Consider the following 14253-nt stretch of genomic DNA (forward strand, 5'->3'; position numbering starts at 1 on the left):
CTCCTCATGGCCGCTCGGCAACCTTCTGATCGTCACCGAACGAGCAGGAGAGTCCGATGGACACCACGATCGCGCTGTACTCCCACGATTCCGTGGGACTGGGCCATGCCCGCCGCAACCGCGCCCTCGCCTATGCGCTCGCCGAGCAGCTGCCGGCGCTGACCGGCGGCGGCGTCAGCGGTCTGCTGATCGCCGGCCATCCGGACGCCGGCCGCGACCCGCTGCCCGAGGGCTGGGACTGGCTGGTGCTGCCCGGGATGACCCGCACCCGCAGCGGGTACGGCCCGCGCCGCCTCGGCATGGAACCGGATGCCCTGCGGGACCTGCGCAGCGCCACCATCGACGCGGCGCTGACCGCTCTGAAGCCGGACCTGTTCATCGCCGACCGCCACCCCTTCGGCATCGACGGCGAACTCGAGCCCGTGCTCGCGAACCTCCGTGCCTGCGGCACCGCCACCGTGCTGGGCCTGCGGGAGGTGCTCGACTCTCCGCGGGTCGCCAGCGCCGAATGGGAGGCCCTCGGCGGCGCCGAACACGTGGCCTCCTACCTCGATGCGGTCTGGGTCTACGGCGACCACCACGTCTACGACCCGCGCCTGACCGGCGAGCTGCCGCCTGCACTCGCGCGACTGGCCACCCCCACCGGCTATCTCTCCCACGGCCGACCCGCCGCCCGCCCGGCGACCCCCGGCCGCACCTCGCCGAAGCCGCCCCCTCCGTACGTCCTCACCGTCCTCGGCGGCGGCTCCGACGGCGCGGAGCTCGCCCGCCTCGCCGCGAGTGCGCAGCTTCCGAAAGGGCATCAGCACCTGCTGATCACCGGGCCGCAGATGCCCGAGCAGGAGATCGCCGAGATCCGTGCGCTGGCCACAGCCACGAGCGAGGCCACCACCGTGATCCGCAGCGCCGCGGACGTCCCCGAGCTGATCGCCGAGGCCGTCTCGGTGGTGTGCATGGGCGGCTACAACACGATGGCCGAGGTCATGGCGACCGACACCCCCGCCCTCGTCGTGCCCCGCCACCGCCGCCGCCAGGAACAGCCGCGCCGCGCCCAGGCCCTCGCCGCCGTCGGCGCCGTCGAGACCTGCGACCCCGAGACCCTGACCAGCGAGGACATCTCCGCCTGGTGGCGCCGCTCGGTCACCGGCCGCACCGACCGCGGCCACATCGACCTCGGCGGGCTCGCCATCGTCGCCCACCTCGCCGCCCAGCTTCTGCCAACCCCGCTTCTGGCCGCCCAGCTCCTGCCCGCTTCCGTCCCCGCCCACCCGGAGGTGTCCCGCCATGTCGGTTGAGAATCCCCACCGCATCGCCTACGTCCTGAAGATGTACCCCCGCTTCTCGGAGACGTTCATCGTCTCGGAGATCCTGGCCCGCGAGGCCGCCGGCGAGGAGATCGTGATCTTCTCCCTGCGACCCCCGATCGACGCCCGCTTCCACCCCGAGCTCGCCCGGGTCCAGGCCCCCGTCATCCAGGTGGGCCGCTCCTCCAGCCCGCGCCGCCTCTGGGAGGTGTGGGGTGCGGCGATGGCCGATCCGGAGCTCGCACCGGGCATGGCCGCGCAGCTCGGAGAGCTGGTGCGCGCCGGGGTCGACGACGCCGAGCAGGCGCTCGCCGTCGCGATGCTCGCCCGCGAGCACGGCGTGAGCCACCTCCACGCCCACTTCGCCTCGATGGCGACCACAGTCGCGCGCCTGGCCGGCCTGCTCACGGACCTGCCCTTCTCCTTCACCGCCCACGCCAAGGACATCTTCCACCGCGACGTGGAGGACGAGGACCTCGCCCGCAAGCTGCGCGACGCGGACCACGCCGTCACCATCAGCGAGTACAACCGCCGCCACCTGCACGCCCGCTTCGGCGCCCGGGACACCGCCCGCCTGGAGCTGGTGCGCAACGGCCTCGAGCTCGAGCGCTTCCCCTACCGCGGCCGCACAGGCCTCGCCGAGGTGCCGCTCCTGCTCGGGGTGGGGCGCCTGGTCGAGAAGAAGGGCTTCGACCAGCTGATCGACGTCGTCCGCGCCCTGCGCGAGGAAGGCCGCGAGGTGCGCGCCGAGATCGTCGGCGACGGCCCGCTGCGCGACGAGCTCGCTGCGAAGATCGCCGAGCTCGGACTCCAGCAGCAGGTCCGGCTGCTGGGACCGCGCACCCAGGAGGAGGTGCGCCATCTGCTGGACGTGGCCGACCTGTTCGTGGCCCCCTTCGTGATCGGGGCCGACGGCAATGCCGACGGGCTGCCCACCGTGCTGCTCGAGGCCATGGCCACCGGCATCCCGTGCGTAGCGGCCTCCGTCACCGCCGTCGGCGAGGTGATCATCGACGGCCGCACCGGCTGGCTGGTCCCCACCGGGGACACGACCGCACTGGTTGACGCCGTCCGCGAGGCGCTGGATCCCGCCACCGACCGGCTCGCCCTCACCGACGCCGCCCGGGAGCTGGTCGCCGCGGAGTACGACTCCCGCTCCCAGGCCCGCCGACTGCGCGCCCTCGCCGAGCGCTCCGCGCATCGCAACATCCTCACCCAGCCGATCGAGCTGCCTGCGCTGCAGCGGGCCACGCAGGCGCTCTCGCCCGCCGCTGCCCCGTCGGCCGCCCAGCCGATCGCCCCCGCCGGAAGGACCCTGTCATGAGGATCGCCTACGCCCTGCTCGACCCCGGCATCGGAGTGTTCGGCACCAAGGGAGCCTCCGTGCACGTCCAGGAGGTCATCCGCGCATTCCGGGCCGACGGCCACGAGGTGACCGTCTTCTGCACCCGCGTGAACGACGACATCCCCGCCGACCTCGCCGACCTCGAGGTGCGCCGCCACCGCCTGCCCAAGGGCAGCGGCGCGGAGCGTGAACAGGCCGTCGCCGCCGCCTCCGCCGCGATCGCCGAGGAGATCGCCGCCGGCGGCTTCGACCTGGTCTATGAGCGCTACTCCCTGTTCTCCGACACCGCCGCCCGGCTCTCGACACCTGCAGGCCCGGCAGGCCCGGCAACCACCCCGATTCCCGCGATCACCGCGACCGCCCCGGTCACCCCGATTCCCTCGATCCTCGAGGTCAACGCGCCGCTGATCGCCGAGCAGCGCCAGCACCGGAGCCTGGCCGATGAGGCCGGGGCGCTCGCCGCGACCCGGCGCCAGCTGCGCGGCGCGACCCTCGTCTCCTGCGTGAGCGAGGCCGTGGCGCAGTGGACCCTGGACGAGGGCGCCGGCCCGGCCCGCGTGGTCGTCACCCCCAACGGCGTGAACACCCGCCGCATCACCCCCGGCAGCCGCCCCGTCGTCCCCGCGGCACCGGAGGCGCCGGTCACCGTCGGCTTCGTGGGCACCCTGAAGCCCTGGCATGGCACCGATGTGCTGCTGCGGGCCTTCGCCCGCACCCGGGAGAACCTGCGCCTGGACATCTGCGGCACCGGCCCGCAGCAGGAGGAGCTCGAGCAGCTCGCCGCCGAGCTCGGCATCGCAGGGAGGGTCCGCTTCCGCGGCGCCGTCGCCCCCGAGCTGGTGCCCGAGATCCTCCACGAGATGGATATCGCGACCGCCCCCTACCCGGCCGGGGAGCACTACTTCTCCCCGCTGAAGGTCTACGAGTACCTCGCAGCGGGACTGCCCACGGTCGCCTCCGCGATCGGCACCATCCCGGCGCTGCTCGGCCAGGGCGAGCTGGGCGTGCTGGTGGCGCCCGGGGACGTGGACGAGCTCGCCGCCGCCCTCGACGAGCTGGCCGCCGACCCTGCCCACCGCGCCCACCTCGCCAGGAGCTCCCGCGAGACGGCCGTGCGCGAGCACGACTGGAAGATCCGCTGCCGTGAGCTGCTGCGCCAGGTGGAGGCTGCGAGCCCGGCAGAGGCACGGAGTCCGGCCCTGGCTGCGAGCCCCGCTCAGGTTGCGAGCCTGGCCGAGGTGGGTGCCTGATGGCCATCGGCACCTCGCGCACCGGGATCGACCAGCGCGACCCCGCACCGCGCGACCCCGCCCCTCGCAGCGAACGCACGCCCCTGCTGCGCCGCCTCCTGGGCACCTCGGCGGTGCCGAAGAAGGAGCGCCTGGATCCCTCGGCCCTGCGCCGCACCCTCCAGGTGGTGCGCCCGCACCTGCCGCGCCACCTGCTGCTGTGCCTGGTCGGCATGATCGGGCTGTTGCTCGACGTCGCCTTCCGGGTGCTCGAGCCCTGGCCGCTGAAGTACGCGGTGGACGCCGTGACCTCGGCGCTCGGCGCTGACCTGCCCTCGGACGCCTCACCCTTCGGCCTGAACATCGAGCAGACGGTGATCGCCGCGGCGCTGGGCCTGGCCGTGATCATCGCTGGCCGTGCGGGCTCGAACTACCTCGCCACCGTCTCCTTCGCGAAGGTCGGCGCGCGCATCGCCACCGAGCTGCGCACCCGCGTCTTCGACCACATCCAGGCGCTGTCGCTGCGATACCACTCGCGCGCCTCCATCGGAGACACCTCACAGCGCCTCGTAGGGGACGTGGGGAGGCTGCAGGACGTCGCGGTCACCGCGGGGCTGCCGCTGATCGGCAACGTCATCACCCTCGCCGTGCTGCTGGTGGTGATGGTGATCCTGGATCCCTTCCTCTCCGGCATCGTGATCGCCACGGGCCTGATCTACCTGCTGCTGTCCCGCCGCTCCTCCCCGAAGATCGTGCGCGCCTCCCGCAGCACCCGCAAGGGCGAGGGCTCCCTGGTGGGCGCCGCCGCCGAGGCGCTCGGCGCGATCCGCGTGGTCCAGTCCTACGGCCTGGAGAAGACCGTCGCCCACGAGTTCGCCGGCGGCAACGAGAAGGCGATGAAGGCCGGGGTGAAGGCCAAGAAGTTGGCCGCCGGCCTCGAGCGCGCCACCGACGTGCTGGTGGGCATCGCACAGGGCACCGTGCTGGTCGTCGGCAGCCTGCAGGTGCTGCGCGGGGTGATGAGCCCCGGCGACATGGTGCTCTTCCTGACCTACCTGAAGATCGCGATGAAGCCGCTGCGCGACATGGCCAAGTACACCGGCCGGATCGCCCGCGCCTCCGCCTCCGGGGAGCGCATCGCCGACCTCATGGACGAGGAGATCGAGATCGCCGACCCCGAGCGCCCGGTGCCGATGCGCCACGTGCGCGGCACCGTCGAGTTCTCCTCGATCACCTCGCCCGACGGTCACGGCCGCCCCCTCTTCAAGGACCTGGACCTGAGGATCCCCGCCGGTCAGCACCTCGGGATCCTCGGCCCTTCCGGCGGCGGGAAGTCGACGCTGGTCTCCTACCTGCTGCGTCTGAACGAGCCGCAGGAGGGACGGATCCGGATCGGAGGCTACGACACCCGCTCGGTGAGCCTCTCCGATCTGCGCCGCCACGTGGCGATCCTCCCGCAGGAGTCGGTGCTGTTCACCGAGTCCGTGCGCGAGAACATCCGCTTCGGCAGGCGCGACGCCACGCCTGCCGAGATCGAGGAGGCCGCCCGCCGCGCCGGTGCGCACGACTTCATCGTGGGCCTGCCGGAGGGCTACGACACCGTGCTCGGCAACCGGGGCGACACCCTCTCCGGCGGTCAGCGCCAGCGCATCGCGATCGCCCGCGCCATGATCCGCCGTGCCCCGGTGGTGGTGCTGGATGAAGCGACGACCGGCCTCGACCCGGCCGCGAAGGCCCAGGTCAACGAGTCGCTGCGCGAGCTCGCCCGTTCCCGCACCACGATCTCCATCACCCATGACGCCACCACCGTGGCCGGGCTGGACCGGGTGCTCTGGCTCGAGGACGGCCGGATCCTCGAGGACGGCACCCCGGCGCAGCTCGCCGCCGATCCGGACTCCCACTACTCGCGCTGGATCGTCGAGCAGCGCGCCGCGGAACAGGCCCTCGACGCCCCACAGCCGAAGGGACAGGAGATCCGGTGATGACCATGACCGCCACTCCGCTGCAGCTTCTCAGCGACCACGCCCGCCTGCCCGGAGCCGCCGTGCTGCTGGAACCCGAGCAGCTGTCCACCCTGCTGGGGCGCGAGATCACCTTGGACCGGGTGCGCATCAAGCCCACCGCCTCGGTGCTCGTCTCCTACCGCGCCACCGTCCCCGCCGGGACGCGGGGGCAGGATCTCGCAGGCGTCGGCTGGGTGCAGCTGGTCGCCTCCCGCGACAAGCGTGGCAACATCCTGCACCGCGCCGAGCGCAGCGGGACGGAGATCCTCGAGCACACCACCACAGCCGACGGCCCGTACCTGCTCAGCGGCGGTCTCGACAGCGACCCGCGGCTGGGCCGCGAGATCCACCGCCTGCTGCACCGATGCGGAGACGAGACCGCCCTGCGGGTGCTGAGCTACAACCCCGGCCGCCACGCCGTGCTGCTCCTGCCCGACTCCGGCGAGGTGCTGCGCATCGCGGCCAGGCCGCTGGATGACCTGCTGCGGGTCGGTGAGTGCTGGCGGGAGCTGGGCCTGCCCACCGTCGCCCAGCGCCGCTGGCGCGGCCGCCCCTCGGTGCTGATCGGTGGGCAGTGGGGCCAGGGAGATCTTGCGGGGCTGTCCTGCCATCCCCACTCGATGCCGGCCGCCGCCCGGCTCGGCGAGATCATCGCCCGCCTGCATGCCGCCGACGTCTCCGGGCACAACCTGCCCGCAGCCCGCATCGGCGACCCGGTCCCCGCCACCGCAGAGGCCGTCGCCGAGCTGCTGCCGCACCGCGCACAGCAGGTCGAGCAGCTCACGCAGCGACTGCGCGCGACGCTCACGACCGACGGGCCCCTGGCCCTGATCCACGGCGACCTCTCCCCGGACCAGGTCCTGATCTCGGTCGACGAGACCGCCGTCCCTGGCGAAGGGCACCTGCCCCTGCGCGTGGTGGACCTGGACCGCTCCGGCCTCGGGCCGCGCAGCGCCGACCTCGGCTCCTGGATCGCCTCCTGCCTGCTCGCCGGTGTCGAGGAGCAGGCCACCGCCTTCCTCCGCGGGTACACCCGCCACCTCGCCCTGCCGCCGAGCGCCGAGCTCGCAGCCTGGACCGCCCGCGCCCTGCTCTCCTCCGCCCTGGACCCGCTGCGCCGTCACCGCGATGACTGGATGGAGCGGGTCGAGCGGCGCCTCGCGCTCGCCGAGATCGTCCTCGAACGGCCCGGCCGCCTGCCTCTGCCCGCCCCGGCCCCCGCGGCCCCGAGCACAGGGGAGCAGCAGCGCCTGGTCCCCACCACCGTCACCCATGACGGACGCGTGCTCACCGTGCACCGTGCGTGGGCCGACGACGGCCGCGGCCTGCCCCTCGAGCTCGAGGACAGCGCCCCTACCCGCTCTGGAGCCCGACTGCGCGCAGCCCGCCTCGACCCCGCCACCGGCCAGGTCACCGTGCTCGAGGACGGCACCGACCCGCGCCTGCCCGCACTGGCCCGCGTGCTCGGAGAGCATCCGAGCGGCACCGTCGTCTCGCACCGGCCCGGCAAACGCGCCGTGGTCCGCCTCGAGGGAGGCGAGGGCAGCGAGGGCGAGCACGCCGGGACCCGCTACGTGAAGATCGTCCGCCCCGGCCGTGCCGCACCGCTGCTGGAGGCCATCGACCGCTCCACCGCCTTCGAGGGCCCCTTCCGCACCGCCCGGGTGCTCGACGCCGACGACGACACCGTCACCTTCGCCGAGCTGCCCGGACACCTCCTGCACGACGGGCTCCCCACCGCTGACGGCACCTGGCGCCGCGCCTGGCGCGAGACCCTCGATGCCTGGACCACCGCCGTCGAAACCTCCCGCGACCGCGCGAGAACCGCGACCCTCCACGGACCAGCGGCGGAGGCCGAGGTGCTCGAGGCCTGGGGTGGACGTGCCGATGCCGTCGATCCCGCCGGGGCCGTCCTGCGCGGTCGCGCCCTGACGCTGGCCCGCAGGGAGCTGCTGCGCCTGGAAGACGTCGAGCGGCCTGCCCTGATCCACCGCGACCTGCACGACAAGCAGATCCTCTGGCAGGAGGGCGACCGTCCCGCCCTCCTGGACGTCGACACCGCGACCGCCGGTGATCCCGCCCTCGACGCCGCGAACCTCCGCGCGCACGCCACCTGGCGCGAGCTGCAGGGGATCTGGACCGAGGAGCAGGCCGCCGTGGTCCGCGACGAGATCGACCGGGCCGCCGCGCGCAGCGGCATCCCACCCGAGACCCTCGCCGCCTACGAGAGCGGCACCATCGCCCGGCTCGCCTGCGTCTACGCCTTCCGGCCACGGTGGCGCGGCGCTGCCCGCATCCTCGCCGCCTCCCTCGAGCCGGCCGGCCCCGGCCCTGCATCCCGGGCCTCCCTCCCCGCACCCGCGGCAGAGGACACCCCACTGGGCGGCGCCGTCGCCCACCTCGAAAGGAGCATGTCGTGAAGACCACCAAGATCTCCGTCATCGGAGTCGGGTACCTCGGTGCGGTGCACGCCGCCGCCATGGCCGACCTCGGCCACGACGTGGTCGGCCTCGACATCGACGCCGAGCGCATCGCCACCCTCCAGGCCGGGCGCGCCCCCTTCCACGAACCCGGCTTCGAGGACATCCTCGCCCGTGGCCTGGACGCCGATCTGCTCCGCTTCACCACCGACTACGCCAACATCGCCGACGCCGACGTGCACTTCCTCGGCCTCGGCACCCCGCAGCAGGCCGACGGCTTCGGCGCCGACCTGTCCTACCTCGAGGCCGCGGTCGACACGCTCGCCGAGGTGCTGCCCGTCCGCGGCGGTGCGCCGACGCTGGTGGTCGGCAAGTCCACCGTCCCCGCAGGCACCGCCCGCATGCTCGCCGGCCGCCTCGAGCAGATTGAGGGCGTGACCCTGATGTGGAACCCCGAGTTCCTGCGCGAGGGCTTCGCCGTGAAGGACACCCTGGACCCCGACCGGCTCGTCTACGGCGTGCACGACACCGAGGACCCCGTCGCCGCGCAGGCCGTCGCGATGCTCGACGCCGTCTACGCCCGGATCCTCGAACGCGAAGCACCCCGCCTGGTGATGGGGTACGAGGCCGCCGAGCTGGTCAAGGCCTCGGCCAACGCCTTCCTCGCCACCAAGATCTCCTTCATCAATGCCGTGGCGGAGATGTGCGAGGTCACCGGGGCAGACGTCACCGACGTGGCCCGCGCGATCGGCATGGACAACCGCATCGGCGCGAAGTTCCTGCGAGCCGGGGTCGGCTTTGGCGGCGGCTGCCTGCCCAAGGACATCCGCGCCTTCCTCGCCAGCGCCGAGGACAACGGCGTGGGGGAGGCCCTCGGCTTCCTCCGCGAGGTCGATGCCGTCAACGAGCGGCGCCGCGCCCGGGTGGTCACGCTCGCCGGTGAGATGCTCGGAGACCTCACCGGACGCCGGATCACCGTGCTCGGCGCAGCCTTCAAGCCCCTCAGCGACGATACCCGGGACTCCCCGGCGCTCGACGTCGCCTGCCGCCTGCGTGCCGCCGGGGCCATGGTCACGGTCACCGACCCCAAGGCGCTGCAGAACGCCGAACGCCGCCTCGGCGGACTGGTGGAGTTCGAGCCGGACACCTCCTCGGCACTGCGCGGAGCGGAGCTGACCGTGCTGCTCACCGAGTGGGACGAATACCGCGACCTCGACCCCGTACGTGCGGCCGGCCTGGTCGCGGCACCGCGGATGATCGATGGCCGCAACGTGCTCGACCCGCGGCAGTGGCGCGACGCCGGCTGGGAGATCAGCTCCCTGGGCCGGGCCAGTGCCCTGCCGGCGACCCCCATCACCGAGCGGGAGCCCGCCCTGGCCTGAGCATGAGCACAGCCGCTCCTGCCTACCAGCTATCTCCGGCCGTGCGGGCGCTGCTCAGGTACCGCTGCCTGGTCGGGTGCTGGAGGCCTGGTCAGGGGCTGGCCGGTGGTCGGGTAGTGGAGGTTTGGCCAGGGGGTGGCCGGTGGTCGGGTGCTGGGGGCTTGGTCGGGTAGTGGCGCCAGGGCGATGAGTACGGCGATATCGTCGTAGATGTCGCCCACACGCCAGTTCCCGACCATCATCCGGCGAGCGGCCGCCGGTTCTCGACCATCATCCGGCGAGCGGCCGCCGGTTCTCGACCATTATCCGGCGAGCGGCCGCCGGTGGTCGCGCCGGCGGATGATCGCCAGCAGCTGGGATGCCGTCTCCTCCCAATCGAGGAAGACCTGCTCCCAGGTGAGCCGGGTGACCATGTAGCGCCGAGCCTGGAGCCGCAGGTCACGAGCTCTGTCCCGATGGTACTGCTGGGGATCGTGATGGAAGCTCACGCTGTCGCATTCGATGATCCAGCTCGCGCCGAGCTTCAGATCGACGCGGCCGACTCCCGGGATCTGCACCTGGGGCGTGACCGGGATGTGCAGCGACTCCAGCCACCATCTCACCGCTGTTTCCGTCCCGGACTCGGCGAGCGGCGAGACCCTGCCAAGCTGGGCCCGCCGCGCAGCGGGAAGGAAGGCGAGGAGACGCTGCACCTCGTGCATCGTGATGCTTCGCCGATTCAGCGCGGACTCCACGAGGATCGCCGTGTCGCGAACGGACAGGCACCGTGCGGCGTGCGCAAGGGCCAGCGGCAGATCAGCGACCGGGTCGCGGTCCGGCCAGATCCTCATCTCGGAGCCGTGCTTCACAAGGCCCGAGCCGGGGGCGCCGGGTACGAGGCCTCGGGGCCGGTACACGTGATCTCCCGTGTGCAGGGGCACCCAGAGATCGTGCTGTTCCGCTGCGGTGACACAGGTGGGTCGCACTCCCTGTTCCAGCAGGGCGACGAGGGCTTCAGGGGCCTCGTCGGTCACGTACCAGGTGCCGACCCGCCTCATCTGCCCCTGTCGGAGCAGTCGCCGACGAGTGGCGTCGGTGATGCCGAGACCCGGGAGATCTGATCTGTGTGCGATACCGGGGATTCTCATACCTGCAGTACAGGTCAAAGCTGGTGCGGACGAGGGCCGAGAACCTCCGCTGTGGAGGGAGCACCGCCGTGGAGGAAGCATCCGTTGCCGGCGCAGCAGCGGCATCCCCGGCCTCTCACTGACCGCCCCGGTCATTTCTGGCCGGATAATGGTCGAGTGCTGGCGTCAGGGCGATCAGTACGGCGAAATAGGCATAGTCATCGCTCCTGCGCCGGTACCCGACCATGTGCCGGTGTCAGCATGTGCTCGTGCCGGTGTCACCATGCGCCGGTGTCACCATATGCCGGTGTCTGGGCCGAGGCCCGGCGCCCCTCCTTCAGCGCGCCGGCCAGGCCCAGGGCGATGCCGAGGAGCAGCCACCCGCCGAGCCACTGCAGATCCCCGGCGGGGTCGATCCAGCCTCCGCCGATCGCTCCGCGGAAGGCGTCCACGGCGTGGGTCATCGGCAGATACGGGTGGATCACCTGGAAGAACTGCGGCAGCGTCGAGACCGGATAGGTGCCCCCGGCACCGGAGATCTGCATTGCGATCAGCACCAGCGCCACGAACTTCCCGACCGGCCCGAACAGGGCGCCGAAGCCGTGGTTCAGCGCCACGAACACCACCGAGGTGAACGCCGCCAAGCCCATCATCAGGGGCAGGTCGTTCATCGAGACGCCCACCAGCAAGTACAGGGCTCCCACGGCGATGGCGGTCTGCACCAGGCCCAGCAGCTGTGCGGGCACCAGGCCACCGGCCAGCAGTCGTACCGGGCCCACGCCGCGAGCGGCGGCCTGGGAGGAGAACGGCGGCATCATCAGGAAGATGGCCATGCCGCCCACCCAGAGGCTGATCGCGAGGAACAGCGGCGCCAGGCCCTCGCCGAAGCGGGTGAGCTCATGGGCGCGCTCGAAGCTCATCTGCACAGGCTCTGCGGCTGTCTCCGAGAGCGCGTCGCTCTCGTCGTCGGTGTAGGCGGGGATGTCGTCCTGGGACTCGGCGAGCCCGTCTCGCAGCTCCTCCGAGCCGTCCGCGAGCTCGCCCGCCCCGTCGTCGAGGGCGACCGCGCCGTCGGCCAGCTCGGTCGCCCCGTCGTCGACCTGTGTCGCGCCGTCGTGGAGCTGCGTGGCACCATCCTCGAGCTGTCCGGCACCGCTGGCGAGCTGCTGCGCACCGTCTCCGGCCTCGGATGTCCCGTCGACCAGCTGCTGGGCGCCGTCGGCTAGCTGACCGGTGCCTCCGGAGAGCTGTTCGGCACCGGTGCGGGCGGTGCCCACCCCGTCCGTGTAGCGGGTGACCCCGCCGGAGAGGGTCTGTGCGCCGTCGCTCGCAGTGCCGCTCGCTTCGGCGAGCCGGTCGGCGCCCGAGGCGACCTCCTGGGCGCCGGTGTTCAGGCGGCGTGCGTCCTGCGCGCCCTGTTCGAGCGCGCCGTAGGCCTCGGGCAGGGCCGTCGCTGCGGTGCGGGCCTGCTGCGCGAGGTCTGTAGCGAGGTCGGAGGCGCTCGTCCCCTGCTCGGGGGAGGGAGCGGCCGAGACGGCGTCGTCGCGCAGGGTGCTGAGGTCCTGTTCGAGGGTCGAGGTGTCCTCGGCGAGGGTCCCCGTGGCCTCGGAGAGGGAGGAGGTGCCCCGGGCGAGGGTCGAGGTGGTCTCGGAGAGCCCCTCGGTGTAGGTGACCATCGATTCCGCGGAGCCGGTCATGTCCGAAGCGATGCCGGCGATGTCGGTCGACTGCTCGGCCGCGGTGCCCGTGGCCTCCTGGGCCGTGGCCGTGTCGACGGAGGCCTGCTCGGCGTCGTCGCGCACCTGATGGGAGGAGTCCGCCGTGCTTGTGAGGTCCTGGCAGAAGGAGGCGTCGGCGCCGGAGGCCTCGCAGCGTGCGGCGAGAACATCGACCTCCTCGGTGTAGTCCCGGACGCTCTGCTCGCTGGTGGCGGCGCTCTCGGAGGCGGTGGTGGTGGCCTCGTGCGCGCTTTGCACGTCCTCGTCCAGTGCGGTGGCGTCCTCACCGATGGTGGAGGCGGCGTCGCGCAGGGTGCGGGCGTCCTCGGTGCGGTCGGTCGTGGTCTGGTCGAGGTTCTGCGCGGTCTCGTCCAGGCTGGTCACGGTCTCGTCGAGGGTCGTGGCCGTCTCGGAGACGGTGCCGGCGGCGGTGACCGGGTCGGCGAGTCGTCCCGGCAGGTCCGTGGCGATGCCCTCGAGAGCGTCGATCGCGGTGACGAGGTCCTCGCTGGTGCGCTGCACGCTCTCGGGGGTCACGCCGAGCTCGTCGGCGCGCTGCTGCGCGGCGGTGACGGTCTCGTCGAGCTGGCGGGTGCCCTCGGCGACCTGCCCGGCGCCGTCGGCGAGGGTGCCCGCGCCGGTCGCGAGCTCCGAGGTGCCGGTGGCGAGCTGCTGGGCCCCGCTGCGCAGCGGCTGTCCGTTCTCGTCGAGGGTCACCAGGCCCGTGCGGAGCTCGCGGGCGCCGGCGTCGAGGGTCGCGGTCCCGTCGCGCAGGGTGACCGCGCCGGTGCTCAGCTGGTCGAGGCCCACGACCAGGTCTAGGCTCCCGGAGTGCAGGGCGTGCGTGCCGTCAGCCAGCTCCGCACCGCCATCCACCAGCTGTGCTGTGCCGTCAGCCAGCTCGGTGCTGCCGTCGACCAGGTCTCCGGTGCCGTCGTGCAGGGTGGTGGCACCGTCGGTGAGCTCGCCGGCGCCGTCGACGGCATCGCCCAAGCCGTCGTGGATGGTCGTGAAGCCCACGTAGATCTGGCCCAGGTACTGCTCGAGCACGCTCGAGCGCAGCGAATCGGTCAGCGCTGTCCCCACGGACTTCGTGAAGTTGCCGCCCACGTAGTTCACCGAGTCGTTGGTGGTCACCGTGAGCAGAGCCGGAGCCGCGTGTTCGGCATCGCCGCCGAGGGAGGCGATGTTCGCCGAAAAGTCCGAGGGGATCTCGACGGTCGCGCCGTAGGTGCCGTCCGCCAGGCCACGATGAGCTTCACCGGGAGAGACCTCCACGAAGCGGTACACGGTCTCCTTGTCGAGGTCCAGGAGCGTGTCGGTGAACTCCGCGCCGACGTTCAGCTCGCTCTCCTCGCCGTCCGGGGAGGTGGCCGTGGCGCCCTCGTCCTCGTTCACCACGGCGGCGGTGATCTGGTCGAGGCTGTTGCTCGGATCGAGGAACGACCAGGTCATGTTGCCCGAGTAGATCAATGGGACCAGGGCAAGGCCGGTCACGAACAGTGCCGCGATCGGCTTCTTCCACTCACCGGGCAGCAGGGCCAGGGCTCCGCGGCCGACGGCGGAGAGCCCGCGACCGGTCGCTCCGAGGGCGCGGGCGAGCGCACCGCCCAGGACGCCGACGGCCGAGGACACAGCGCGGCGGGCAGTTGTGAGGACGGTGGACAGGGCAGAGAGGAGTGCACGGAGGAGTCGCATCACGCCGCACACGATACATTTGTGTATCGAGAAGTGTTACTGTTCGGC

8 protein-coding genes are annotated in these 14253 nt (G+C 72.4%); 6 read left to right on the top strand and 2 right to left on the bottom strand.

Features of this window, described 5'->3' with window-relative positions:
- The first annotated feature begins 56 nt into the window (after positions 1–56).
- From ACT3T9_RS10625 to ACT3T9_RS10650, 6 genes are read left to right on the top strand one after another with little or no spacing between them, the layout of a single operon-like run.
- Positions 57–1295 carry a glycosyltransferase family protein gene (locus ACT3T9_RS10625; protein WP_441444635.1) on the top strand — a complete coding sequence of 413 codons (1239 nt, stop codon included), beginning with the start codon at positions 57–59 and terminating at the stop codon, positions 1293–1295.
- The gene (locus tag ACT3T9_RS10630; protein ID WP_444606578.1) at positions 1285–2628 is read left to right on the top strand and encodes a glycosyltransferase family 4 protein; all 1344 of its coding nucleotides are present in this window, start codon (positions 1285–1287) and stop codon (positions 2626–2628) included. Before ACT3T9_RS10625 ends, ACT3T9_RS10630 begins: the two co-directional genes overlap by 11 nt.
- The gene (locus ACT3T9_RS10635) at positions 2625–3899 is read left to right on the top strand and encodes a glycosyltransferase family 4 protein (RefSeq protein ID WP_444606579.1); all 1275 of its coding nucleotides are present in this window, start codon (positions 2625–2627) and stop codon (positions 3897–3899) included. The genes ACT3T9_RS10630 and ACT3T9_RS10635 overlap by 4 nt, the downstream gene beginning before the upstream one ends.
- Positions 3899–5860 carry an ABC transporter ATP-binding protein gene (locus ACT3T9_RS10640; protein WP_444606580.1) on the top strand — a complete coding sequence of 654 codons (1962 nt, stop codon included), beginning with the start codon at positions 3899–3901 and terminating at the stop codon, positions 5858–5860. Before ACT3T9_RS10635 ends, ACT3T9_RS10640 begins: the two co-directional genes overlap by 1 nt.
- The gene (locus ACT3T9_RS10645; RefSeq protein WP_441444631.1) at positions 5860–8301 is read left to right on the top strand and encodes a phosphotransferase; all 2442 of its coding nucleotides are present in this window, start codon (positions 5860–5862) and stop codon (positions 8299–8301) included. The genes ACT3T9_RS10640 and ACT3T9_RS10645 overlap by 1 nt, the downstream gene beginning before the upstream one ends.
- A complete protein-coding gene (locus ACT3T9_RS10650) occupies positions 8298–9683 on the top strand; it encodes a UDP-glucose dehydrogenase family protein (protein WP_441444630.1) in 1386 nt (461 codons plus the stop codon). The genes ACT3T9_RS10645 and ACT3T9_RS10650 overlap by 4 nt, the downstream gene beginning before the upstream one ends.
- 302 nt (positions 9684–9985) lie before the next feature.
- Here ACT3T9_RS10650 and ACT3T9_RS10655 read toward each other — a convergent pair whose 3' ends face one another.
- Positions 9986–10810 carry an endonuclease domain-containing protein gene (locus tag ACT3T9_RS10655; protein WP_444606581.1) on the bottom strand — a complete coding sequence of 275 codons (825 nt, stop codon included), beginning with the start codon at positions 10808–10810 and terminating at the stop codon, positions 9986–9988.
- A 257-nt stretch (positions 10811–11067) separates the two neighbouring features.
- Positions 11068–14205: a YhgE/Pip family protein gene (locus ACT3T9_RS10660; RefSeq protein ID WP_441444663.1), complete on the bottom strand. Its 3138-nt coding sequence runs from the start codon at positions 14203–14205 to the stop codon at positions 11068–11070.
- Between the last annotated feature and the right edge of the window lie 48 nt (positions 14206–14253).

The sequence above is a fragment of the Brachybacterium sp. AOP29-B2-41 genome (assembly GCF_052378395.1).
Lineage (GTDB): Bacteria > Actinomycetota > Actinomycetes > Actinomycetales > Dermabacteraceae > Brachybacterium.